Origin of the sequence: Delftia sp. K82 (assembly GCF_002193035.1) — a bacterium.
GTDB lineage: Bacteria > Pseudomonadota > Gammaproteobacteria > Burkholderiales > Burkholderiaceae_C > Comamonas > Comamonas acidovorans.
The window spans coordinates 3,429,653-3,451,834 of sequence record NZ_MYFL01000001.1 but is presented as its reverse complement, the minus strand read 5'-3'; the positions used below and the strand labels follow the sequence as shown (position 1 = coordinate 3,451,834).

The window sequence follows — 22,182 nt, the reverse complement described above, 5'->3', positions numbered from 1 at the left end:
AAGCGGGTAGAGAGGCGCCGTGCCACGGGGGGAAGGCGCGCAAGCGCCTCAGGGGGTGTTTATTTGAACTTTTTTTCCCACCACTGCTTGGCGTCGTAGGCCAGGGATTCGGCGCGGCCGGGCTGGTTGGCCATGGGCGGCGCATCGGCCTGCTGCGTCCAGTCCACCATGGAACCCGCATACAGCTTGACGCCCGGCAGGCCTGCGACTTCGGACAGGCCGAACCAGTCGGTGGCCGCCCAGTGGCCGGTGTTGCAGAAGGCCACCATGTCCTGGCCCTGCTCGCGCTTGACCTTGGCCGCGATCTGCTTGGCCGTGGCCGTATCGACAAAGGTGGAGGTGCCGGGCACGAACCACTGGTTGAAGTCCAGCTGCTGCGCGCCGGGCAGGGTGCCCGAGAGCTTGGCGGCGGGTGCGCGCGTCTTGCCCTGGTAGAAGGCGTCGGGGCGCGAGTCCACCAGAGCGGCGTTGCTGAGCTTGACGTGCTGGCCCACGTCCTCGCGCGTGGCGATCAGGCTGGTGTCGAGCTGGGGCTGGTAGCTGCTGCGGGCCACTTTGACGGCCTCGTTGTCCTGCGGGAGCTTTTGCTCGTTCCAGGCCTTCATGCCGCCGTTGAGCACGGACAGCTCCTTGAGGCCCAGCAGCTTGAGCGTCCAGTACACGCGCGCTGCGGCGCCGAAGTCGGTGGCGTCCGCGCCCGAGGTGACCACGATGGCGTGGGTGGCCGGTGTCAGCCCCAGGGACTGCACGAGTTCGGTGAGCTTGGGCAGCTCCGGCAGTTCGCCGGGATTGGTGGCGGGGCCGCGCCATTTGCCGTAGGGAGCGTTGAGCGCGCCTGGGATATGGCGCTCGCCATAGGCCTTGGGATCGCGGATGTCGATGATCCGCACGGCGTCCTGGCCGGCGGCTGCCTGCACGCCGGCAGGGGTGAGCAGGGGTTCGGCGGCGTGGGCCGTGCCGATGGCGGTGCAGGCAAGGCCCAGCGCCAGCAGCGGGACTGCCAGGCGCAGCGAGGGAAGAAATGTCTTGGTCATGATGGCTGGGGCCGATCATGTAAGACCGGCGGAACAAGCAACTGGAGTGCAATTGTCCCGCTTGCAGCATCTATATACAAAGACGCTTATGCATTCTGCTCATGAGGCAGGGTTATATGGCACGGCGCAGAAGATGCAGAACGGCCTCAGCGCTGTGCGCCCACGGCCTTGGCGCGCTCCAGGCTGGCGTCCAGTTCGGCCTGCGGCGCCTTCTGCGTGGGCCAGCCCTGCATATGCTGCTGGGCGATGCGGCTCAGCGCCGTGATCCAGGGCGCGCTGTCGTTGAGGCAGGCAATGAACTCGAACTGCTCGCCACCGGCATGCATGAAGGCCTCGCGCGCTTCCTGGCTGATTTCCTCCAGCGTTTCCAGGCAGTCGCTGGTGAAGCCGGGGCAGACCACGTCCACCCGTTTGGTGCCGCTGCGTGCCAGCTCGATCAGCGAGGGCTCGGTATAGGGCTCCAGCCATTTGGCCTTGCCAAAGCGCGACTGGAAGGTCACCAGGTATTGCGAGGGCGACAGGCCCAGGCGCTCGGCCAGCAGGCGTGCGGTCTTGCGCGATTCGCAGTGGTAGGGGTCGCCCAGGTGCAGCGTGCGCTCGGGCACGCCGTGAAAGCTCATGACCAGTTTCTCGCCACGGCCGTTGCCGCGCCAGTGGGCCTCGATGCGCTGGGCCAGCGCGTCGATGTAGGCGGCATCGTCGTGGTAGCGGTTGACGAAGCGCAGCTCGGGAATATGGCGCTGGGTGCGGGCCCAGTCGTAGACCGCATCGAACACGCTGGCCGTGGTCGTGCCGGAGTACTGCGGGTACAGCGGCAGGATAAGGATGCGCGTGGCGCCTTCGGCCTTGAGGGCATCGAGCACGCTGGGGATGGACGGGTTGCCGTAGCGCATGGCATGGCGCACCAGCACGTTGTGCCCGGCCTCGCCCAGCCAGCCGCGCAGCAGCAGGGCCTGGCGCGCGCTCCAGTGCTGCAGGGGGGAGCCGTCCTTCTCATGCCAGACGGTGGCGTACTTGGCCGCCGACTTGGCCGGCCGCGTGCGCAGGATGATGCCGTGCAGGATGGGCAGCCAGGCAATCCTGGGGATCTCGACCACGCGGTCGTCGCCCAGGAACTGCGCCAGGTAGCGGCGCACGGCCGGGGCCGTGGGCGCATCGGGCGTTCCAAGGTTGCACAGCAGCACGGCGGTGCGCTGGGGTTGGTCGTGGCGGAATGGAGGTTCTGGCGCGAAGCGGGAAGGCATGGGGCCGATTGTGGCAGGACGGAGCCGCCTGCCACGCGAGTCGGATGACCCGGCTGCTGCCGGCAACGGCGGCCTTCGCTATGCTCGAACCATGTCCCAAGCCACCATCGCCCCCCTCTCCGAATCCTCTCTTGACCCTGCATTGGCCGCCTTGCAGCAGCTGCGCCGCAGCGGCCGCATCCGCGCCATTTCCATCGACCTGGACGACACGCTGTGGCCCGTATGGCCAGCCATCTCGCGCGCCGAACAGGTGCTGCTGGACTGGCTGCACGCCCATGCGCCCACCACGGCCGCAGCGCTGCGCGACGTGGCCACCCTGCGCGCCATCCGCGTGCAGATCGAGCGTGACCGCCCGGACCTTGCCCACGACCTGAGCGGCCTGCGCCGCGAGTCCATCCGCCTGGCGCTGCAGCGCAATGGCGACGATGGCGGCCTGGCGGAAACGGCCTTCGACATCTTCTTTGCCGAGCGCCAGCGCGTGGACCTGTACGAGGACGCGCTGCCCGCCCTGCAGTTCCTGGCTGCGCGCTGGCCCGTGGTGGCGCTGAGCAACGGCAACGCCAGCGTGCACGTGGTGGGCATTGGCGAGCATTTCCATGCCGCGCTGAGCGCCACCAAGGCCGGCATGGCCAAGCCCGATGTGCGCTTTTTCCGCGCGGCAGCGGCGGCGGCAGGCGTGGCGCCTGACGAGGTGCTGCACATTGGCGACGACGCGCGGCTCGACGCGCTGGGCGCCATGGATGCGGGTATGCACGCAGTCTGGCTCAACCGCACGGGCGTAGCATGGCCTCACGAGGGGTCCACGCCCCACGTCACGGTGGCCAGCCTTGCGCAGTTGTGCCAGGGGCTGGCTGACAGCTGACCCTGCCTGCCCGCGAAGCCGCGCCATGCCATGCCCACCAGCCACAGCACCGCTTTCTTCCACCCCCCCGTCCTCCCCGCCGTGCGCAGCATCGGCTGGAAACACCCCCTGAGCTGGCTGGCGCGTGGCGCGCGCGACATGGCCAGGGCACCCTGGCTGAGCCTGGCTCATGGCCTGGTCTTGACCTTGATCGGGTTTTTGATCTTGACGCTGGGGCACAATCGCTTTTGGCTGATGGCCGGGGCCCTGTCGGGGTTCCTGATCGTCGGCCCTGTCGTGGCAACCAGCCTCTACGCCATCAGCCGTGCGCTGGAGCGCGGCGAGGCTGCCGATCTGTCCCTGGTGCGGCGTACCTGGACGCGCTGGCAAAACGGCCATGCGGCCAAGGCCGAGGGGCAGGGCGGCTACTGGTGTCTGGTCCAGTTCGGGCTGCTGCTGTCACTGGCGGCCACGGGCTGGGTGCTGGTGTCGGCCTCGCTGATCACCGTGCTCTCGCCCGTGCGCATCGCCACCCCGACGGATTTCGTGCAGCACGTGGTGCTGGCCCGCGACGGGCAGTTGTTTGCGATATGGCTGGCGCTGGGCAGTTTTCTGGCAGCGCCTATTTTTGCGTCCAGCGTGGTGGCCATGCCGCTGATGCTGGACAGGCGGGTGACGGTGCGCCAGGCCGTGCTGACCAGTTGGTTGGCCGTGCTGGCCAACCCTGTGCCTCTGGCACTGTGGGCCGCCCTCATTGTGTTGTTGACCCTGCTGGGCCTGGGCAGTTGGCTGCTGGGACTGGTGGCCGTGATGCCCCTGCTGGGGCACGCGAGCTGGCACGCGTACCGCGATCTGGTCGATGCGTCGGCCTTTCCGGCGCGTTGAGCCGGGCGGGCCCGGACCGGCCGGGCCTGCAGGGGAGGATGTAGGACGGTGTTGTCGTGATATTCGGGTATACAGAAGAACAGATCGCCCATTTCTTCCTCACCTATGGCGTGGGGGCCTTCATCCTCTTCATGGTGTTCATCATCCTTCAGCTGGCGCGCCAGTCCAAGGCAGGAAAGTTCGGCACCTTCGTGATCTTCCTGGGCCTGGGCGTGGGCTTTGTCGGCTACATCGCCAAGATCGTCATCCAGTGGTGGATGGAGAGATGACGCCGCAGGCGTCACACCCATGAGTTGGACGGACTACTACCGCTTTACCGAGGGACGCAAGATATCTCCCCTGCTGGTGCAGGCGCTTGACGCGTTGGCGGGTGATACGGCAGATAGAGCGGCCATCGATCTGGGCTGTGGCGCGGGCCATGAGTGCCGCGTGCTGCTCAATACCGGCTGGCGCGTCCACGCCATCGACAGCGAACCTGCGGCCATCGAGGGCTTGCGCCCCCTGGCATCGCAGGCGACCGGCGCTTTGACGCTGCAGGCTTGCCGTTTCGAGGATCTTTCCTCTTTGCCTGCAGCGCATCTGATCCATGCTGGACTGAGCCTGCCCTTTTGCCACCCTGACCACTTCGACGGGTTATGGGCGCTGGTTCTTTCCTCGCTGCAGCCTGGCGGTGTGTTTGCCGGCCATCTGTTCGGACCGCGTGATGCCTGGGCCGATTCGAAGGTCATGAGTTTTCATTCGCATGATCAGGTCTTGTGCTTGTTTGATGGCTTGGAACTGATGGCCTTCAATGAGTTCGATGGCATGGCCCCCAGCATGCGGGGCCCCAAGCACTGGCATCGCTTTGATGTCGTGGCCCGCAGGCCGGTGTCGTCGTAGTGCGGCGTTACTCGGCCTTGGCACCCGCAGCCTTGATCACCGGGTCCCAGCGCTTGATTTCTGCGGCGGTGTGCTGGCGCAGGGCGTCGGGGGTGAGGCGGTCTGCGGGCGGGATGATGACGCTCATGTCCGTGAAGCGCTTGACCAGGGCGGGCTCGGCCAGGGCGGTGCGCAGGGATTTGTTGAGGCGTTCGATGACGGCCTGGGGCGTGCCTCGCGGGGCGTACAGGCCGTGCCATACGGCAAGCTCGAAGCCGGGCTGGCCGGCCTGCGCGAAGGTGGGCACATCGGGCAGGGAGGGCAGGCGTTCGCGCGTGGCGACGGCGTAGCCCTTGAGCATGCCGGCCTGTATGTGCGGGCCGGTGGCCACGGGCTGGTCGCAGATGACATCGACATTGCCTGCCACCAGGTCCTGCAGGGCCGGGCCCGTGCCACGGTAGGGCACCAGGGTGGCCTCGGTGGAGGTGGTCTGCAGCAGCAGCATGGCGCAAAGGTGGGAGGTGGCGCCTACGCCGGCATGCGAGAAGCGCACTTCGCCCGGCTTGGCCTTCATGTGGGCGATGAAGTCCGCCAGCGTGGCGGGCGCAAAGCCTTTGCTGCGCACCAGGATCATGGGTACGTCGCCGGCCAGCGCGATGGGTTCCAGGTCGCGCCTCACATCGAAAGCGAGCTTGCTGTAGAGCGCGGGTGCCGTGGCAATGCCCATGTTGTGCAGCAGCAGGGTGTGGCCGTCGGCCTGGGCGCGTGTGACGCGGCTGGTGCCGATGGTGCCACCGGCGCCGCCCAGGTTCTCGACGATGACCTGCTGGCCCAGGTCGCGCGTCATGGCCTCGGCCAGCACGCGGGCCAGCACGTCGGTGGAGCCTCCGGCCGCGTAGGGAACGACGATGGTGACGGGCTTGTTGGGGAAGGCCTGGGCGGCAAGGCTGGCCGCTGCCAGCGCGGCGGCGAGAAGGGGCTGGGCGAGGGGATTGCGGATGAGGGGGCGCATGGGTTTGTCTCCTGGAGGCGCGTGCAGGGGCCGCCGGCTCTGTGCGGCCGGTTGTCGGTGGCGTGTTTGGTGGCGTGAGGCAGTAAGGCAAGGGCCGCATGCGGCCCTTGACGACGGCGAGACGGCGCAGGCTCAGGCCGGGGCCACGTACCTGTACAGCTCGGTGTGGTCGGCGGCGGGTCCCAGGGACCTGGAGGCCTCGGCCGCCATGGCGCTGACCTGTTCGGCCAGTGCCATGGGCGTGTGCATGGCCTGGCCCAGCGACAGGGCAATGCCCACGTCCTTGGCCTGCAGCGCCAGCGAGAAGCCCGAGTTGAAGGCGCCGTTCAGCATGAACTGGTGGGCCTTGTTTTCGGTGGTGTTGTTCTTGCCGGTGGAGGCATTGATCACGTCCACGATGGTGGCCGGCGCAATGCCGAAGGCCGCGCCTGCATGGATGGCCTCGGCCGTGGCGATCAGGGCCGCTGCCGAGACATAGTTGTTCAGTGCCTTGAGCGCATGGCCCGCGCCCACGGGACCGACATGGGTGATGGCCTGTCCCATGCGCTGCAGCAGCGGCAGGTGCTGGGCGAGCAGGTCCGCATCGCCCCCGACCATGATGGACAGCGTGCCCGCAATGGCGCGCTTGACGCCGCCGGAGACCGGCGCATCCAGCAGCCCGATGCCGCGCTCGCCCAGCAGGCCGGCCAGCGCGCGCGTGCGGGTGGGGTCGGCCGAGCTCATGTCGATGATGCAGGCGCCGGGCGGCAGGTGCGGTGCCAGTTCGCCGACCACGGCATCGACGATGCGGGAGTCGGGCAGCATGGTGAAGACCACGCTGCAGCCGGCAAAGTCGGCCGCGCCGGATGCCACGGCCACGCCCGCATGCTCCTGCGCGAATCGTGCGGTGGCGGCGGGCACGGCGTCCCGGATGACCAGGGCGTGCCCTGCGGCGTGCAGCAGGTGGGCCATGGGCTGGCCCATCATTCCGAGGCCGATGAATCCTATGGTGGTCATGCTGCGTGCCTCAGATGTCCATCTCTTTGAACACTTCCGAAGCCACGCGGAAGGAGTCGATGGCGGCCGGCACGCCGCAGTAGATGGCGGTCTGCAGGAAGACTTCCTTGACCTCTTCCTTGGTCAGGCCGTTGTTGATGGCGCCGCGCACATGCAGCTTGAGTTCATGCGGGCGGTTCAGCGCCGTGATCATGGCCAGGTTCAGGAGGGAGCGCGTCTTGCGGTCCAGGCCCGGGCGGTTCCAGACATCGCCCCAGCAGTACTGGGTGACCAGTTCCTGCATGTCGATGTTGAAGTCCGTGGCGTTCTGGATGGACGCATCGACATACTCGGCGCCGAGCACCTCGCGGCGGGTGGACAGGCCCTGGTCGAAGAGGGCGGGGTTCTTGGGTGCATAGGCTCGGGTCATGAAAACTCCTGATGGAAGGCGGTGAAGATGTCTTTCGATGGAGTGGATTTAATCAGATTGTCAGACAATCCTACTTGATGAAAATCGGGATTGCCTGCCGCGCCAGGTGTGTGTATGACAATCCGTCAGTCCGTCCACCCCCTGGATTGGCGGGTAGGATTCGTCCCATGAACCAGATGCTGCGTGTCCCCCGCGAAGAAACGTCGCTGCGCCTGCGCACGACGCAGACCCTGCGCACGGCCATCCTCGATGGCGTGTTTGCGCCGGGCCAGAAGCTGTCCGAGCGCGAACTATGCGAGAGCCTTGATGTGAGCCGTTCGTGCCTGCGCGAGTCGCTGCAGCACCTGCAGGCCGAGGGGCTGATCACCATCGTTCCGCACCGTGGCCCCGAGGTCACGGACATCTCGGTGCAGGAGGTGCGCGATATCTACGAGGTGCGGGCCAGCCTGGAGGGCCTGGCCAGCCGGGGCTTTGCGCTGCATGCCTCGGCAGGCCAGCGCGCCGCGCTGCGCGCCAAGTTGGGCGAGCTGGCCGTGCCCGCCGTGGCCAGCGACAAGGTGGCCCTGCTGGCGATCAAGAATCAGTTCTACGACATCCTGATCGAGGGCTGCGGCAATCTGGTGGCCGGCCAGATGCTGCGGCAGCTGAACAACCGCGTGACGGTGCTGCGGCGCATCTCCATGTCCCAGCCCGGGCGCTTGCCGCAGACGCTGGCCGAGCTGGATGCCATCGTGGCGGCGATAGAGCAGGGCGACGCGGACCAGGCCGCGCGCCTGAGCGCCGAGCATGTGCAAAAGGCCGGCCAGGGCGTGTTGCGCGCCATGGCCGAGAAGGCAGGCCCGGCCAGCTGATGCCGGGGCCTGTGCCTGGGGGTGTCAGTCCGTGTGCGCTCAGTCCGGCTTGACCTGGGCGCGCTTGAGCACCTTTTGCCAGCGTGCCTGCTCGGTGGCAATGAACTGCGCGAACTGCTGGGGCGTGCTGCCGATGGGCTCGGCCGCATCGCCCTGCAGGCGCTTGAGCGCGTCCGGCGCCTTGACGGCCTTGGCGCATTCGGCTGCCAACTTGTCCACGTGGGCTCGGGTCATGCTGGAGGGGGCGAGCATGCCGTACCACTGCGTCATCTCGAAGCCCGGGAAGCCCTGCTCGGCCACGGTGGGCACGTCGGGCAACTGGGGCAGGCGCTGGGTCGATCCCGTGGCGATGCAGCGCACCTTGCCCGCCTTGATGAAGGGCAGCAGGGCGGCGGCGCCGACCGAGGCGGCGTCCAGGCGGCCCGACATCAGGTCCGTCATCATCGGCCCCGTGCCGCGATAGGGCACGTGCAGCATGAAGATCTCGGCCGTCATCTTGAGGTACTCGAAGGCCAGGTGCCCGGCGCTGCCATTGCCGGCCGAGCCGTAGCTGAGCTGGCCGGGCTTCTTCTTGGCGTAGGCGATGAGTTCGCGCAGGTTCTTGACCGGCACATCGGGGTGGACCACGTACAGGCTGGGCACCTTGGCCAGCAGGCTGACGGGCTGGAAGTCCTTGTTGGCGTCGTAGGGCAGCTTGTCAAAGATGTAGGGATTGACGGCCAGCGTGCCGATATGGCCCAGGATGACGGTGCTCTGATCATCGGCGCGCGCCACTTCCTGCATGGCGATGTTGCCGGCCGCGCCGGGCTTGTTGTCCACGAAGACGTTCTGGCCCAGGGTCTTGGACAGCTCGGCGGCCGTGGAGCGCGCCACGATTTCCGAGCTGCCGCCCGGCGCAAAGGGCACGACAAAGCGGATGGGGCGCGTGGGCCAGGCGTCCTGCGCCAGCGCGGCCGCAGGCAGCAGGCCCGACAGGGCCATGGCGCCCGTGCCGGCCAGCAGTTGGCGGCGGCCGAGCAGGGGCAGGTCTGCGTGGTGAAGAAAGTCGCGCGAAGGCATGTCTGGTCTCCTGGCTATCGTTGTAGTGAATGGGCAGCGGATGCGGCGCCAGCGATGGTGGCGCCGGCGGCTGTCAATCTGCTGTCAAACCAGGGTCTGCAGGCTACGGAGATACCCGGGGGATCAGGCTTTTCCCTCGGCTCCCAGGGCCTGGCCGATGGCCTCGGCCGCCTGCAGGCCGCTGCGCACGGCGCCTTCGATGGTGGCCGGATACGGTCCATCCACATGGTCGCCGCAGGCCCACAGGCCGTGGCCCAACTCCATGCCGGGGCGCTGCAGCTGCGGCAGGCAGGCGAAGGTGGCGCGCTTGTCGATCACGGTGCGCAGCGCTACCAGTCCATGCCAGCCCAACTGCGCCTGGGCCTGGGCCAGCACCTGGGCCTGCAGGGTTTCGCGGTCCGATGCGCTGTCGCTGATGACGAAGGCCATCAGGCCCTGCGGGCCGCCGAGTTGCCCACGGTCGAAGACGAATTGCGCAGGCGCATCGGGCGTGGAGCGCAGCGCCAGCCAGGGCGCGCCCGGGGGCAAGGTGTGGGAGGAATCGCCGGTCTGCGCATAGACGGTGGCAATGGGGCGGTGCTGCAGGTCCTGGGCCAGTTGCGCCCAGCGCTGCAGGGCTATGCCGTCGCGTGCAGGCAGGCTGTCGTGCTCGGCGGCGGTGAGTGCCAGGCGCGCTGCTTCGGGCGCTGGGCAGGCCAGCAGCACGGCGTCAAAGGGCGCGTCTTCGGCCTGGGCTGCGCCCAGCGTCCAGTGCGGGCCCTGGGGCTGCAGTTCGGCCACGCGGCTGCCCAGGTGCACGGCGTGGCCGCGCTCTTGCAGCCACTGCGCGGCCGGCGCGGGGAACAGGCTGCCCAGGTCACGGCGCGGCACCAGGAAATGCGAGCCGCCACGGCCGCTGAACAGCGCATCGCGCAGCACGCGAAGGAACACCGTGCCGCTGGCCAGGTGAATGGGCGTGTTGAGTGCCGAGATGCACAGCGGGTCGATGAACTCGCTGACCAGGCGCTGCGGCAGGCCGGCGCACAGGTCGGCCACGGTGGCCTGCGGCGCGCAGCGAAAGCCTGCCAGCCGCCAGCGCACGGCACGCGCCAGCAGGGCTGCACGCTCGCCCAGGCTCCAGCCGCGTGCGGTGGCAATGCCGGCCAGCGCATCCAGCGGCGCAGGCCAGTCGGGAAAGCGCAGGCCGCTGCCATCGATATAGGGCAGGGCCATGGGCTGGCGGTGCAGGGCCTGTTCAGGGTCCACGCCCACCTCGCGCATGAGGCGCAGGCTTTCGGTGTAGGCGCCGATGAGGATGTGCTGGCCGTTGTCCACGCGCAGCGGGCCCTGTGGCGTGTCGAGGTCCATGCCGCGCGCACGGCCGCCGGGCTCGCGTGCGGCCTCGTGCAGGGTGATGTGCCAGCCGCTGCGGGCCAGCGCAAGGGCGGCGGCAAAGCCGGCCCAGCCTCCGCCGAGGATGGCGGCGTGAGGCGTGTCCTTGGCGCTGTCTCTGCTCACCGCGCCATGCGCCCCAGCGCCTGCATCTTCCAGGCCAGCCACAGCTTGCGCAGCGGCGGCAGGCTGATGCGCTGGTGCAGCACACGGAAGTCGTCGGCCTCGATCTCGCGCAGCAGGGTGCGGTAGATGCTGGCCATCATCAGGCCGGGCTTTTGCGTGCGGCGGTCGGCGGCGGGCAGCAGGGCCAGGGCCTCGTCGTAGAGGCGGTGGGCGCGCTCGGCCTGAAAGCGCATCAGCGCGGTGAAGCGGTCGGAGTATTCGCGCTTGGTGATTTCATGCGCCTTGACGTCGAACTGCTGCAGCTCGCTGATGGGCAGGTAGATGCGTCCGCGCATGGCGTCCTCGCCCACGTCGCGAATGATGTTGGTCAGCTGGAAGGCCAGACCCATCTTGTGGGCGTAGGCGGTGGTTTCTTCCTGTGTTTGGCCAAAGATGCGCGCGGCCACTTCACCGACCACGCCTGCGACCAGGTGGCAGTAGCGCGCCAGGCCCGGGAAGTCGAGGTAGCGGGTCTGCTCCAGGTCCATGCGGCAGCCGTCAATGACGGCCTGCAGGTGGCGCTCTTCGATGGCGTAGACCGGAGCGTGCGGCATGAGCGCCCGCATCACGGGATGGGAGGGCTTGCCTGCAAAGGCCTGGTGCACTTCGTTTTGCCACCAGCCGAGCTTGGTGGCGGCCACGCCGGGGTCGGAGACTTCGTCCACCACGTCGTCCACTTCGCGGCAGAACGCATAAAAGGCGGTGATGGCGGCACGGCGCTCGCGCGGCAGGAAGAGGAAGGCGTAATAAAAGCTGCTGCCCGAGGCGGCAGCCTTGTCTTGGACGTACTGATCCGGATTCATATGGGGCCGGATTGTCCCATGGACGGCTGGGAGCCAAAGCCTGGGTGTCGCAACGGCCGGCCCGCCATCACATGCGCAGGGCGCGCCACAGCAGCAGCGGCGCATCGGCCTTGCCGACGGTGGGGCGGCGGTAAAGGCTGGCGCCCTGCAGCGCATCGACCTTGTCCAGGATGCGCAGCCCGCCTTGCACCACCAGACGCAGCTCCCAGCCGATGCGGCCCGGCAGGCGGTGCACCAGCGGTGCGCCGGACAGCATCAGGGCGCGCGCCCAGGCCGATTGGTCGGCCAACAGCGCGCGCACGGCAGGGGTCAGGGCAGCGGGCTCGGCGCGCAGGTCTTCACGCCGCACGCCATGGGTGGCGCAGTCGGCATCGGTCAGGTAGTGGCGCCCGCGCGGCAGGTCCACGCTGAAGTCCTGCCAGAAATTGATCAATTGCAGAGCGGTGCAGATGGCGTCGCTGCGGGCCAGCGATTCGGCATCATCCACCCCGTACAGATGCAGCAGCAGCCGGCCCACGGGGTTGGCCGAGCGGCGGCAGTAGTCGAGCAGCTCGGCGCGGTCGGCGTAGGTGGTGCCGGATTCGGTCTTGTGCACGTCCTGCGCGAAGGCGCTGAGCAGGTCGTCCATCAGCGCCAGCGGCAGCTTGTGGGCGCGTACTTGCGGCGCCAGCCCTGCAAAGACAAGAGGCCAGGCCGTGCGGGCGAGCATGGAGGCCTCGCCTTCGGTGCCCAGCGCCATCAGGTCGGCACGGTAGGCGGCCAGCGCGGCCAGGCGCTCGGACGGCGTGGCGTCGCCCTCGTCGGCCAGATCGTCTGCAGTGCGTGCGAAGTGGTAGAGCGCGGCAATCGGCGGGCGCAAGCGGGGCGGGCACAGCCAGGACGCAACGGGAAAGTTCTCGTAGTGCGTGACCGGGGCGGGGGAGGCGGGCAGGGTGGGAGCGTTGGACTTCACGGTGGCCGATTGTCGATGCTGCGCGCAAGGCCATGCATTTCACTTGACGGGCTCAAGGGCTTCTCCTAAATTACTAACCCGTCAGTCAGTAAACGGCGCCAGCCAGCTGCCGCGGCATGTTGCCCGGACCTTGCAGCCCGCAGCCGCTTTTCGCACCAGCCCTCCCGGATCCACATGCCCGACTTGCCATCGAACCCTGCCGCGCCCGCTTTGCCGCGCCATCTTCTTCTTGCCCCTCTGTGCCTGGCCGCCGCGCTGGCGCTGGGCGCCTGCTCCAAGGCCGAGCCGCCGCCCGAGCCGGTGCGCGCCGTCAAGCTGCTCACCGTAGGCGTGGGCGCGCTGGACACGCAGCTGGAGTACGCGGGCGAGGTGCGCGCGCGCATAGAGTCGCGCCTGGGCTTTCGCGTGGCTGGCAAGCTCGTTCGCCGCGAGGTGGAACTGGGCCAGCACGTGCAGGCAGGCCAGTTGCTGGCGCGGCTCGATGCCAGCGACTACCGGCTGGGAGCTGACGCCGCGCGCGCCCAGGTGGCGGCCGCGACCACGCAGCGCGATCTTGCCGCCGCCGATGTGAGGCGTTACTCGCAGCTGCAGGCGCAGAATTTCATCAGCGGTGCGGAGCTGGAGCGGCGCGAGGCCACGCTCAAGTCCGCCCAGGCCACGCTGGACCAGGCCAAGGCGCAGCTGGCATCGCAGAGCAATCAGGAGTCCTACGCGCAGCTGCTGGCCGATGTGCCCGGCGTGGTGACCGGCATAGACGCCGAGCCCGGCCAGGTGGTGTCGGCCGGATCGCCCGTGGTGCGCATTGCCCAGGACGGCCCGCGCGACGTGGTGTTCGTGGTGCCGGAGGACAAGCGCGGCGCCATCCGCGTGGGCCAGAAGGTGAATGTGCGCCCCTGGTCGGCCGGCATGCAGCCGCTGCAGGGCCAGGTGCGCGAGGTGGCGGCCAGTGCCGATCCCGTCACGCGAACCTACCAGGTGAAGGTGGCACTGCCCACTTCGGACGCCGCCGCCGTGCCGCCGCTGGGTGCCACGGTCCACGCACTGCCCGAGGGCATGGGCCCCACGGGCCAGCCCGTGATCAAGCTGCCCACCACCGCGCTGCGCCAGGAAGGCGGCGGTGGCCAGGGCACGGCCGTGTGGGTGTTCGATGCCGCCAGCAGCACGGTGAAGCTGCAGCCCGTGCAACTGGCCACGGCCGATGGCAACGAGGCCGTGATTGCCGCAGGACTGACGCCCGGCATGCAGGTGGTGGCCGCCGGCGTGCATGTGCTCACGCCAGGCCAGAAGGTCACGGTCTATCAGGACCGTTATGACAAGGCCCCGCAGCCGGCACAGCAGCGACCGCAACAGACACTGCCTGCACAGGCGCCTGCCGCCGCAGGCGCTGCGCCCAGCGGAGCGGCCCAATGAGCGGGCCCAAACACAAGGCGCCGCAGGGCGGGCACTTCAATCTTTCGCGCTGGGCGCTGGACCATGTGGCGCTGACGCGCTATTTCATCGTCGTGCTGCTCCTGCTGGGCTTTGCCTCGTACTTCCAGCTGGGGCAGGACGAGGACCCGCCCTTCACCTTCCGCGCCATGGTGGTGCGCACCAACTGGCCCGGCGCCACGGCGCAGCAGATGGCCGAGCAGGTCACCGACAAGATCGAGCGCACGCTGCAGGAGGTGCCCTACGCCGACAAGATCAGCAGCTACTCCAAGCCCGGCGAGTCGATGATCATCTTCCAGCTCAAGGACAACTCGCGCCCCGGCGATGTCCAGCAGCTGTGGTACACGGTGCGCAAGAAGATCGGCGACATGCGCTACACCCTGCCGCAGGGCGTGCAGGGGCCGTTCTTCAATGACGAGTTCGGCGATGTCTATGGCGTGATCTACGCCCTGCAGGCCGACGGCTTCAGCTACGCCGAGCTCAAGACCATGGCCGACGACGTGCGCCAGCGCCTGCTGCGCGTGCCCGATGTGGCCAAGGTCGAGCTGTTCGGCGTGCAGGACGAGAAGGTCTACATCGAGCTGTCGCAGCGCCGCCTGTCGCAGCTGGGCCTGGACATGAACCAGGTGCTGGGCCAACTGGGCCAGCAAAACGCCATCGAGGGCGCAGGCGTGCTGCAGACGCCGCGCGAGGATGTGCAGGTACGCGTGGCCGGCCAGTTCCTGGCGGTGGACGAGCTGCGCGCCATGCCGATCCGCGGCGCATCGGGCGCGCAGCTGCGCCTGGGCGATATCGCCGAGATCCGCCGCGGCTATGCCGATCCGGCCAATGTGAAGGTACGCCACCAGGGCCGCGAGACCATTGCCCTGGGCGTGTCCATGACCAAGGGCGGCGACATCATCCGTCTGGGCAAGTCCCTGCGCGGCGCCGTGGGCGACATCGCGCGTACGCTGCCGGCCGGGGTGGAGCTGGCCAACATGCAGGACCAGCCCAAGGCGGTGGCCGATTCGGTCAACGAATTCCTGCAGGTGCTGATCGAGGCCGTGGTGGTGGTGCTGGCCGTGAGCTTCATCAGCCTGGGCCTGCACAAGCGCGAGGGCCACCAGCCGCTGTGGAAGCGCTGGTACATCGATCCGCGCCCGGGCCTGGTGGTGGCCATCACCATTCCGCTGGTGCTGGCCGCGACCTTCCTGGCCATGTGGTACTGGAACATCGGCCTGCACAAGGTGTCGCTGGGCTCGCTGATCATCGCGCTGGGCCTGCTGGTGGACGACGCCATCATTGCCGTGGAGATGATGGTGCGCAAGATGGAGGAGGGCTACGAGAAGTACCGCGCCGCCACCTTCGCCTACGAGATCACGGCCAAGCCCATGCTGACCGGCACGCTGATCACGGCGGCGGGCTTCCTGCCCATCGGCATGGCCAAGTCCATGACGGGCGAGTACACCTTCGCCATCTTCGCGGTGACGGTGATTGCGCTGGTGCTCAGCTGGTTCGCCTCGGTGTACTTCGTGCCCTACCTGGGCATGCTGCTGCTCAAGCGCCCGCCGCACGCGGCCACGCTGCCGCCCGAGGTGGCCTCGGGCGAGGTGCCCATCGAGGAGACCAACCTCAATGCATCGTCGGCCGAGCATGAAGTCTTCGACAGCCCGTTCTACAACCGCTTCCGGCGCGCCGTGAACTGGTGCGTGACGCACCGCTGGCTGACCATCGCCATCACGGTGCTGGTCTTCGCGCTGGGCCTGGTGGGCATGTCGCGCGTGCAGCAGCAGTTCTTCCCGGATTCCAGCCGGCCCGAAGTGCTGGTGGACATCTGGTTCCCCGAGGGCACGTCGCTGGCCGCCAACGAAGCCGTCACGCGCCGTGTGGAAGAGCGCTTCATGCAGCTGGACGGCGTGCGCACGGTCAGCGAGTGGGTGGGCTCGGGCGTGCCGCGTTTCTACCTGCCGCTGGACCAGGTGTTCCCGCAGAACAACGTCTCGCAGTTCATCCTGGTCGCCCAGGACCTGCCCACGCGCGAGCGTCTGCGCAAATCGCTGCCGGCGCTGCTGGCCCAGGAGTTCCCCGAGGTGCGGGGCCGCGTCAAGCTGCTGCCCAACGGGCCTCCCGTGCCCTATCCGGTGCAGTTCCGCGTGTCCGGCACCGATCCGCAAAAGCTGCGTGCCTATGCCGACGAGGTCAAGCAGGTCATGATCGCCAACGCCGACATGCGCGGCGTGAACGACAACTGGAACGAGTCCGTCAAGGCCGTGCGCCTGGAGGTGGACCAGGACAAGGCGCGCGCCCTGGGCGTGAGCAGCCAGGCCATCGCACAGGCGGCCCGGGTCATGCTCAGCGGCTCCACCGTGGGCCAGTTCCGCGAGGGTGACAAGCTCATCGACATCGTGCTGCGCACGCCGTATTCGGAGCGCGACGCCATCACCGACATCGCCAACGCCTACCTGCCCACGGCGTCGGGCAAGTCGATCCCGCTCACGCAGATCGCCAAGCCCGTGATGGTCTGGGAGCCCGGCGTGATGTGGCGAGAAAAGCGCATGTTCGCCATCACGGTGCAGGGCGATGTGCGCGAAGGCCTGCAGGGCGCAACGCTGACCCATGCGCTGCTGCCGGGCCTGCGCGAGATCGAGGCGCGCTGGCACGCTGCGGGCGACACGGCCTACCGCATCGATGTGGCCGGCGCCGTGGAGGAAAGCTCCAAGGGCTCGGACGCCATCGTCGCTGGTGTGCCCGTGATGCTGTTCCTCACCTTCACGCTGCTCATGCTGCAGCTGCGCAGTGTCAGCCGTTCACTGCTGGTGTTCATCACCGGGCCGCTGGGCATTCCCGGCGTGGCGGCGGCGCTGCTGCTGTTGGGCCGGCCCTTCGGCTTCGTTGCGCTGCTGGGCGTGGTGGCGCTGATGGGCATGATCCAGCGCAATTCGGTGATCCTGATCGACCAGATCGAGACCGACCGCGCGCGCGGCGTGCCGGCCTGGGACGCCATCATCGAAGCCGCCGTGCGCCGCCTGCGCCCCATCGTGCTGACGGCCGCCGCCGCCGTGCTGGCCATGATCCCGCTGTCGCGCAGCGTGTTCTGGGGCCCCATGGCCGTGGCCATCATGGGCGGGCTGATCGTGGCCACGGTGCTGACACTGCTGGCCCTGCCGGCCATGTACGCCGCCGTGTTCCGCGTGCGCCGCGAGCCCACGCATTGATGCGGCGAAAACGCAGAGGCCGCCGCTCAAATCCGGGGTATGGCAATCCACCCCGCAATTGCGGCTAGAATCTGCGCCCTGACCTAGGAGCCGCTGCGCAGGCGGCTCCCCCAAGAACCAGCGCGGGTGGCGAAATTGGTAGACGCACCAGGTTTAGGTCCTGACGCCAGCAATGGTGTGGGGGTTCGAGTCCCCCCCCGCGCACCACAATAGAGAAAAGGCAAAGTACGCCTAATCTCACTTAAACCCGTTTTCTTCGACGAAAACGGGTTTTTTTTCGCCTCTGCATGTCACGGACGTGGGGGTAACAGGTGTGTGGATGTGATGCCGCTATGCCACAGCAACGTTCTTGGAAGGCTTGTAGCGAGATAAATGAAAATATCACCTGAGCATGATATATTTGCAATATTATCTTGAGGTAATAATTTGAATTAATCATCTTGAGATGATATTTTGAATGCCCTGGCCAGGAGAACACCATGGACCACCTGTTGCAACTGCCCGATCAGCTTGCGCTGCACCTGAAGTCGCTGCGCAAGGCCGCTGGCGTGAGCCAGGCCCAACTGGCACAGCGGCTGGGCGTGTCCCAGTCGCGTGTGGCGGCGATAGAGCGTGACCCGGCCGCCATCAGCGTGCGCCAGCTGATGGAGATCCTGCAGCTGCTGGATGCCGATCTGCTCATGCGGCCCAGGGCGGATGCGGTGGCTTCTTCTGCGTCTGCACCTGTGCCTGGGCCTGTGCCTGCTGCGTTGAGGGTTGCCGAGCCAGCTCCACAACCGTACGCGGGTGACAACGTGCCCCGCAAGCCTGCCGACCGCCCCGTGACCTTCAAGCCGCAGGCGCTGCCGCCGCACTGGCAGGACCGCAAGCCGAAAGGGTCCTGGTGATGGCGGCGCTGGGCGTCTGGATGAATGGGGAGCGGGTGGGCACCTGGGAGGTCACGCGCACGGGCCGCCATGTGTTCGCCTATGACCCGGCCTGGCCGCAGAGCGCGCATGCGCGGCCGCTGTCGCTGTCCATGCCCTTCACCCGCGACCTGACGGTGGCGGGCGAGGTGGTGGCCCACTATTTCGACAACCTGCTGCCGGACGGTGAGGGCATTCGCCGGCGCATTCACCAGCGCTTCGGGCTGCGCGGGATCGATGCGTTTTCGCTGCTGGAAGCCATTGGCCGCGATTGCGTGGGTGCCGTGCAGCTGCTGCCCGAGGGGGCCGTGCCCGAAGGGTTCGACCAGGTGCGCTTCGAGCCGCTGAGCGAGGCGCAGATTGCAGAGCACCTAGCCAGCCTGGGTGGCGGGTTTGGTGCGCTGGAGGTGGACCAGGAGTTCCGGCTGTCCATTGCCGGTGCGCAGGAGAAGACGGCGGTGCTGCGCCAGGGCGACCAGTGGTGCCGCCCGCTGGGTGCGACGCCGACCACGCATATCCTGAAGCCGGCCATCGGCGTGGTGCCGCACTGGCACTACGACCTGAGCGAGTCAGTGGCCAATGAGTGGCTGTGCGCCCGCCTGCTGGCCGAGCTGGGCTTTGCCGTGGCCGACAGCAGCATCGAGAGCTTTGGCGGGCAGCAGGTGCTGTGCGTGGAGCGCTTTGACCGCGCCTGGACGGCCCAGGGCTGGATTGCGCGTCTGCCCCAGGAAGATTTCTGCCAGGTGCGCGGCGTTGCCAGCGCCAACAAGTACGAGACCCACGGCGGGCCCGGCATGCTGCAGTGCCTGCAGGTGCTGCAGCATGGCAGCGAGCCTGCCCAGGATTGCGCCCGCTTCGTGATGGCCCAGCTGGCGTTCTGGCTGCTGGCGGCCACGGACGGGCATGCCAAGAATTTCTCGGTGTTCCTGCAGCCGGGCGGCGGCTATGAGATGACGCCTCTGTACGACGTGCTGTCGGCCTGGCCCATCATCGGTCACGGCCACGGCAAGATTGCCCGCCAGCGCGCCAGGATGGCCATGGCCCTGCCGGGGCGCAGCCGCCACTACCGCCTGGCCGAGATCCAGCGCCGCCACTGGAAGGCCTTGGCCGAGACCACGCGCATCGCAGGCCTGTGGGAAAGCATGGTGGAGATGGTCGAGGCGCTGGATGGCGCCATCGACCGGCTGCAGCCGCGCCTGCCGGCCAGCGTGCCGCAGCCTATGGCCCGGCAGATCTTCGACGGGGCGCGCGACCAGGCACGGCGCTTTCTGCTTAGGGGTGATCACTGAGCCATATGGGCGGCTGGCTCAGTATCGCGATGTTGCTGTGCATCGAATTCTGACAATGGCATGGCTGCCATCTGTCGTGCGACTTCCCGGCGCTTGATGTGTGTGCTTATCGGAAGTATCACAGACGGATTGGGGATGGCGCTGGGAGAGATAGTGCGGTTGATCTCCGTCACTGCTGAAAATACGTGGCCACATTCGAAGTTGCGGCACTGGAATATGGTTTCCCGGCTGGTGTTGGTCAATTGCAAGCTGGTGCGTGTGTACGCGTGTTCATTGCAGTGTGGGCACATCATTCGCATGGGTCATGTTCCTTTCGAGGCCAGTTGACGGTATGAGCGGCTGTTCAACAGCAGGGCTTATGGGATGCCAGGCTTCCTGGTCTTGGGGTGAGCACTTGCGTTGCACGCATGCGGGCGTAGCCGCCTATCCAGGCGTCCAGCGTGATGCCCATGCTTTCGAGGCCCTTTGGACATTGCTTTTCACCATCGATGGCAATCTGTTGGGCAACGCGGTAGGGCATGTCATGCAAGGCCTCCTGGATGAACTCGGCGACCCAAGGCGGTCCGTAGTTTTCCAGCACGTAGGCATCCAGGTACTCGGCGAGATACTGCTCGTGGCCTTCGCTGCTGGCATGGCTGGATGCCGCCGTGTGGGCCCAGCAGGCTGTAGACGCGTTTGCTTTCATGGCTGTCTGCAATCGATGTGGCAAGGCGAGGTGGGTGTGCGTGGTTGCTGGAACCGATGTCTTGAATATACCTTAAGGTTCTGTTTTTGATGGTTCTTTAGGTATTGTCCTTTGGGTATTTATGGGTATTGTTGACAAAAAAAGCCACCCCTGAGGGTGGCTTGGTAGTCTTCTGTGCGGGTTAGTAGACTTTGCTTTCCCAGGCGCGCAGCACCTTGGCCAGGATCTGAAGGTTCATGCCGGGTTTGATGTACCACTCCCGGTATTTCTTGTTCTCGCTGATCACCAGAATGCCCTCGCCGGGAATTCGCTGAAGGCGCTTGATAAAACCTTCTCCGTCGACCGAGAAGAAGTAGACGCCATCGAACTCGCACTCCCTGACGCCAGTGTCCACCAGGAGTGGATCGCCTGGATTGAACATCCCCAGCATGGAGTCTCCAAAGCCCGTCACGATGGCCAGGTTGTCGTAGGACGTCACGTAGGGGAGGTTTTTCTGGGCCCACTCACTGTTCACGCTCCAGCTGTTGATGACGCCGGGTTGGTCTCGCAAGACCAGTCCGCCGCCCATGGCGCCACCTGTGGAGTACTGTCGAATCACTATTTCGTCTCGTGTGAGTTTCTTGTTGGTATTTTCCACCAGGTGGGGGGTGTGCTTTAGAGCTGCGGCTGCCTCATTGGGTGTCATTTCCCAAAATCCGCGCGGCAGATCGAATGCCGTCCGCGTGGCTTCCATCAACTCTTGCCCAATTCCTTTGGCGCCCTTCTTGTCTTGAGGGTAGAAAAGTCGGTTGACGTAGCTTGCGTCCTTTCCTATGGCGCGTGCCATCGCGGCCCGATTGCCTTGGGTGAATTCCGAGCAGACGATTGTAAGAAGTTGTTGCAGGCGTGTGTGCTGATCCATGGGCTGATTTTCGCGTTGAGTACCTGTGGGTACAAGATACCTTTGGGTATCTTTTTATGGGTTCCTTGGGTATCATGTGCTGCATGAACCCATTCAAATTGTTTTTTTGTGAACTGGATCGTCGCGGGCGTGCCGAGTTCGCCGAGCGGTGTGGCACCACGCCAGGGCTGCTCAGCAAGCTGGTCTATGGCGGCGGGAAAGTGGAGTTGGGGCTGGCTGACGTGATGGTGGCTTTGGGGGGCGGCAGGTTTTCCCTGGATGCGCTGCCATTGACCGAAAGGGCTCGTTTCCAGAACGAAGCTCGCTCGATAGGCCATGGGAGGTGCGCATGACAAGCCAATGCAATGCCGTTCTGCCTGATCCCATGGTGCCCTGCGACTGTGATCTTTCCGACTTTCCGTTCATGCCACTGGATGTAGCCCGGCTGAGGGATTCGGACCTGGCGGCCAATGAGACCCCCGATGCATGCTGGGCCGCCGTGCTGCTGTGGTCTGCCGCCTGGCACCAAGTTCCCGCTGGCTCCATGCCGGACAACGATGCCTGGATCGCGAAACAGGCGGGCTATGCCCTGCGGGGACGTATTGACCCCAAGTGGAAACGCGTGCGTGAGGGAGCCATGCGAGGCTGGGTGCTATGCAGCGACGGACGCTACCACCACGCGGTGGTAGCGGAGAAGGTTCGCGACGCCTGGAGTGCCAAGTTGCTGCAGCGTTGGCGCACCGAATGCAGCCGCATCAAAAAGCACAACGACAGGCACGGGACAGATGTGCGCCGTCCATCGTATGAGGAATGGATAGATTGCGGCCGTCCCACCGGACAGGTGCTGTCCATGTCCGGGGACGGTTACGCATGTCCGGGGGAACAAGATGACAGTGTCCCTGGGGGCAGTGCTCCGGTGTCCCGTGGAGGCTGTGTTGCGGTCTCTGCGGAAAGCGCCTCCAAGGGACAGGGAAAGGGAAAGAGACAGGGACACCCTGATGTTCGCTCCAATCCTGGCGGTTCGATCCGCCAGCCCGTTCCTGCCAGCGACTGCAGCGAGATCATTTTCGGCTATGGGCTGTCTCTGCTGGTCAACTCGGGTACGCCGGAAAGACAGGCACGGTCCTTCCTTGGTGGGTTGCGCAAGGTCCATGGTGACGATGCGTTGATCGACAGGCTGCGTGCCTGCGCCCAGGCCAGGCCGCTGCAACCGCTGGAATGGCTGGCTGCCGCACTTCCGCCACCGACGAGGGCCGCTATTCGTCGCTCCGTCCCCGTGGGCAGGCACGGCGCAGCTTACGCGGCCATCATGGAGGCGTAG

Annotated in this window: 23 protein-coding genes and 1 tRNA gene; 12 read left to right on the top strand and 12 right to left on the bottom strand. The window is 66.7% G+C overall.

All coding sequences use genetic code 11. The features are described from left to right. Positions 1–59: 59 nt before the first annotated feature. Together KDK82_RS15245 and hemH are read right to left on the bottom strand one after the other, a co-directional pair. Positions 60–1,034, bottom strand: a complete 975-nt coding sequence (locus tag KDK82_RS15245) for a sulfurtransferase (protein WP_088165364.1) — start codon at positions 1,032–1,034, stop codon at positions 60–62. Positions 1,035–1,180: 146 nt separating this feature from the next. Then, on the bottom strand, positions 1,181–2,278 hold the full coding sequence (gene hemH, locus KDK82_RS15240; protein WP_088165363.1) for a ferrochelatase: 1,098 nt from the start codon (positions 2,276–2,278) through the stop codon (positions 1,181–1,183). A 91-nt stretch (positions 2,279–2,369) separates the two neighbouring features. Between hemH and KDK82_RS15235 the strand changes: the two genes are divergently transcribed. The 4 genes from KDK82_RS15235 to KDK82_RS15220 are packed head-to-tail and all read left to right on the top strand — an operon-like array spanning position 2,370 to position 4,883. Then, positions 2,370–3,140, top strand: a complete 771-nt coding sequence (locus KDK82_RS15235; protein ID WP_088165362.1) for an HAD family hydrolase — start codon at positions 2,370–2,372, stop codon at positions 3,138–3,140. Between the two features lie 30 nt (positions 3,141–3,170). Beyond that, a complete protein-coding gene (locus KDK82_RS15230; RefSeq protein WP_088165361.1) occupies positions 3,171–4,004 on the top strand; it encodes a DUF2189 domain-containing protein in 834 nt (277 codons plus the stop codon). Between the two features lie 56 nt (positions 4,005–4,060). After that, positions 4,061–4,273: a DUF2788 domain-containing protein gene (locus KDK82_RS15225; RefSeq protein WP_046240878.1), complete on the top strand. Its 213-nt coding sequence runs from the start codon at positions 4,061–4,063 to the stop codon at positions 4,271–4,273. 19 nt (positions 4,274–4,292) lie between these two features. Next, complete coding sequence (locus tag KDK82_RS15220) at positions 4,293–4,883, top strand: trans-aconitate 2-methyltransferase (RefSeq protein WP_088165360.1); 591 nt, start codon at positions 4,293–4,295, stop codon at positions 4,881–4,883. Positions 4,884–4,890: 7 nt separating this feature from the next. Here the strand turns inward: KDK82_RS15220 and KDK82_RS15215 are convergent, their stop codons facing one another. The 3 genes from KDK82_RS15215 to pcaC form a co-directional block, all read right to left on the bottom strand. Continuing rightward, positions 4,891–5,874, bottom strand: a complete 984-nt coding sequence (locus KDK82_RS15215; protein ID WP_088165359.1) for a tripartite tricarboxylate transporter substrate binding protein BugD — start codon at positions 5,872–5,874, stop codon at positions 4,891–4,893. A gap of 132 nt (positions 5,875–6,006) precedes the next feature. Beyond that, a complete protein-coding gene (locus KDK82_RS15210; RefSeq protein ID WP_088165358.1) occupies positions 6,007–6,870 on the bottom strand; it encodes an NAD(P)-dependent oxidoreductase in 864 nt (287 codons plus the stop codon). A gap of 10 nt (positions 6,871–6,880) precedes the next feature. Continuing rightward, a complete protein-coding gene (gene pcaC, locus KDK82_RS15205; RefSeq protein ID WP_088165357.1) occupies positions 6,881–7,279 on the bottom strand; it encodes a 4-carboxymuconolactone decarboxylase in 399 nt (132 codons plus the stop codon). A 167-nt stretch (positions 7,280–7,446) separates the two neighbouring features. Between pcaC and KDK82_RS15200 the strand changes: the two genes are divergently transcribed. Continuing rightward, complete coding sequence (locus KDK82_RS15200) at positions 7,447–8,130, top strand: GntR family transcriptional regulator (protein WP_034391668.1); 684 nt, start codon at positions 7,447–7,449, stop codon at positions 8,128–8,130. A gap of 39 nt (positions 8,131–8,169) precedes the next feature. Here the strand turns inward: KDK82_RS15200 and KDK82_RS15195 are convergent, their stop codons facing one another. The 4 genes from KDK82_RS15195 to hpnC form a co-directional block, all read right to left on the bottom strand. Further along, positions 8,170–9,189 carry a tripartite tricarboxylate transporter substrate binding protein gene (locus tag KDK82_RS15195; protein WP_034391671.1) on the bottom strand — a complete coding sequence of 340 codons (1,020 nt, stop codon included), beginning with the start codon at positions 9,187–9,189 and terminating at the stop codon, positions 8,170–8,172. Positions 9,190–9,312: 123 nt separating this feature from the next. Beyond that, the gene (hpnE, locus tag KDK82_RS15190; RefSeq protein WP_088165545.1) at positions 9,313–10,686 is read right to left on the bottom strand and encodes a hydroxysqualene dehydroxylase HpnE; all 1,374 of its coding nucleotides are present in this window, start codon (positions 10,684–10,686) and stop codon (positions 9,313–9,315) included. Beyond that, positions 10,683–11,528 (bottom strand): presqualene diphosphate synthase HpnD, encoded by an 846-nt coding sequence (gene hpnD, locus KDK82_RS15185; RefSeq protein WP_016449592.1) that lies wholly within the window; start codon positions 11,526–11,528, stop codon positions 10,683–10,685. The genes hpnE and hpnD overlap by 4 nt, the downstream gene beginning before the upstream one ends. Positions 11,529–11,595: 67 nt before the next feature. Continuing rightward, positions 11,596–12,480 (bottom strand): squalene synthase HpnC, encoded by an 885-nt coding sequence (hpnC, locus tag KDK82_RS15180; RefSeq protein WP_088165356.1) that lies wholly within the window; start codon positions 12,478–12,480, stop codon positions 11,596–11,598. Positions 12,481–12,654: 174 nt separating this feature from the next. Here hpnC and KDK82_RS15175 point away from each other — a divergent pair, with 174 nt between their 5' ends. The 5 genes from KDK82_RS15175 to KDK82_RS15155 all read left to right on the top strand — a co-directional run bounded on the left by KDK82_RS15175 (position 12,655) and on the right by KDK82_RS15155 (position 19,296). Then, positions 12,655–13,890, top strand: coding sequence for an efflux RND transporter periplasmic adaptor subunit (locus tag KDK82_RS15175; RefSeq protein WP_088165355.1), 1,236 nt, complete (start codon positions 12,655–12,657; stop codon positions 13,888–13,890). Further along, complete coding sequence (locus KDK82_RS15170; RefSeq protein WP_034391680.1) at positions 13,887–17,102, top strand: efflux RND transporter permease subunit; 3,216 nt, start codon at positions 13,887–13,889, stop codon at positions 17,100–17,102. Before KDK82_RS15175 ends, KDK82_RS15170 begins: the two co-directional genes overlap by 4 nt. A 120-nt stretch (positions 17,103–17,222) precedes the next feature. Continuing rightward, positions 17,223–17,309 (top strand) — tRNA-Leu (locus KDK82_RS15165). Positions 17,310–17,581: 272 nt separating this feature from the next. Then, entirely contained in the window at positions 17,582–17,989 is a 408-nt protein-coding gene (locus KDK82_RS15160; protein WP_088165354.1) for a helix-turn-helix transcriptional regulator, read from the top strand. After that, the gene (locus KDK82_RS15155) at positions 17,989–19,296 is read left to right on the top strand and encodes a type II toxin-antitoxin system HipA family toxin (protein ID WP_088165353.1); all 1,308 of its coding nucleotides are present in this window, start codon (positions 17,989–17,991) and stop codon (positions 19,294–19,296) included. The genes KDK82_RS15160 and KDK82_RS15155 overlap by 1 nt, the downstream gene beginning before the upstream one ends. Here the strand turns inward: KDK82_RS15155 and KDK82_RS15150 are convergent. The 3 genes from KDK82_RS15150 to KDK82_RS15140 form a co-directional block, all read right to left on the bottom strand. After that, complete coding sequence (locus KDK82_RS15150; RefSeq protein WP_080736824.1) at positions 19,290–19,595, bottom strand: ogr/Delta-like zinc finger family protein; 306 nt, start codon at positions 19,593–19,595, stop codon at positions 19,290–19,292. The genes KDK82_RS15155 and KDK82_RS15150 overlap by 7 nt on opposite strands. Positions 19,596–19,639: 44 nt before the next feature. Next, positions 19,640–19,981, bottom strand: coding sequence for a hypothetical protein (locus KDK82_RS15145; protein ID WP_051940597.1), 342 nt, complete (start codon positions 19,979–19,981; stop codon positions 19,640–19,642). Between the two features lie 181 nt (positions 19,982–20,162). Then, complete coding sequence (locus tag KDK82_RS15140) at positions 20,163–20,882, bottom strand: LexA family transcriptional regulator (RefSeq protein WP_088165352.1); 720 nt, start codon at positions 20,880–20,882, stop codon at positions 20,163–20,165. An 83-nt stretch (positions 20,883–20,965) separates the two neighbouring features. On the opposite strand from KDK82_RS15140, the gene KDK82_RS15135 reads away from it, so the two are divergent. Beyond that, the gene (locus KDK82_RS15135) at positions 20,966–21,214 is read left to right on the top strand and encodes a hypothetical protein (RefSeq protein ID WP_141441628.1); all 249 of its coding nucleotides are present in this window, start codon (positions 20,966–20,968) and stop codon (positions 21,212–21,214) included. Further along, positions 21,211–22,182 (top strand): DUF1376 domain-containing protein, encoded by a 972-nt coding sequence (locus tag KDK82_RS15130; protein ID WP_088165544.1) that lies wholly within the window; start codon positions 21,211–21,213, stop codon positions 22,180–22,182. The genes KDK82_RS15135 and KDK82_RS15130 overlap by 4 nt, the downstream gene beginning before the upstream one ends.